The organism is Streptomyces sp. NPDC059832 (assembly GCF_042731715.1).
Classification (GTDB): Bacteria; Actinomycetota; Actinomycetes; order Streptomycetales; family Streptomycetaceae; genus Streptomyces.
The window spans coordinates 1-1,174 of sequence record NZ_JBHWIY010000117.1; the positions used below are offsets into that span (position 1 = coordinate 1).

The 1,174-nt window shown below is 66.3% G+C and carries 1 protein-coding gene and 1 pseudogene; one reads left to right on the forward strand and one right to left on the reverse strand.

The features are described from left to right. A pseudogene (locus ACFV8T_RS45610) lies at positions 1-861 on the forward strand (ISAzo13 family transposase); the annotation flags it as partial. 11 nt (positions 862-872) lie between these two features. Here ACFV8T_RS45610 and ACFV8T_RS45615 read toward each other — a convergent pair. Continuing rightward, on the reverse strand, positions 873-1,174 hold a 302-nt coding region (locus ACFV8T_RS45615), incomplete at its 5' end, for a transposase (RefSeq protein WP_385339816.1).

Sequence of the window (1,174 nt, forward strand, 5' to 3'; positions counted from 1 at the left end):
CTAGTCACAGCGGACTCCGGCGGAGCGAACTCCTCCGACTCCCACCTGTTCAAGATGGACCTCGCCGCCTTCGCCGACGAGTCCGGCCTGTCCATTACCGTTGCCCACTTCCCGCCCGGGACATCGAAATGGAACAAGGTCGAACACCGCCTGTTCTCCCGCATCACTCACAGCCTGCGCGGTCGACCCCTGACCAGCTACGAAGTACTGATCCAGACGATTTCCGCTACCCGGACCCGCACCGGACTGACCGTCAAGGCCGCGCTGGACGAGAACACCTACCCCACCGGCCGCAAACTCACCCGGGCCGACCGCAAAGCGATCACGAAGCGCGTCACCCGCGACGAGTTCCATGGCGAGTGGAACTACACGATCGCCCCGCACGACCCCGCACAAGCTGCCCGGTCCGCACCCGAGCCAGCACCGCCGCCGATCCCGGCCGAGGCGACTTTCCTCCTCACTCACCCCGTCCTGACCGGCCTGACACGCGAGGAGTTCGACCAGCTCGTGCTCCAGCTCGAACCATGTCGCCAGATCCTGGCCGAGGCCCAGCGCCAGAACGAAGGGCGGGACCGGCGCGGCCGCAACCCCGGATTCGGCATCCTCGACCACCGCCACCGCGTCCTGGTCGCTCTGCTCAGAAGCCGCAACACCGTCACCCTGACCCTGATGGGCAAGATCCTCGGACACGACCGCAACACGCTGAGCTACCACGCCATGACGAGCAGGCCACTGCTGGCCTTCGCCGGAACCGACCTCACCTCCACCCTCACCCCACAGACGCATCCACCACGCACACTCGAAGCTCTGCAAAAGGTGATCACTTACCACGACAACAAGATCAAATCAGGCAGTAGTTGATTTACGGCTCCTCACCAGCGCGTCTCCCCGGCGAAATACCGTGCCGCCTTGCGGAGGATGTCCCGCTCCTCCTCCAGCTCGCGGATCCTCTTCCGTGCGGCCGCCAACTCCGCCTGAACCCCGTCACCATCAGGCTGCAGCGCCGCCGCGGGCGTGGCGTGAGCACCGGGCCGACGTCCGTCAGCGGCCCGGATCCAGTTCCGCAGCGTCTCGGTGTTCACCCCGAGGTCGGTGGCGACCGACTTGATCGTCGCTCCCGGACGCGACCGGTACAGCGCGACCGCGTCTGCCTTGAACTCGGCGGGGTAGTGCT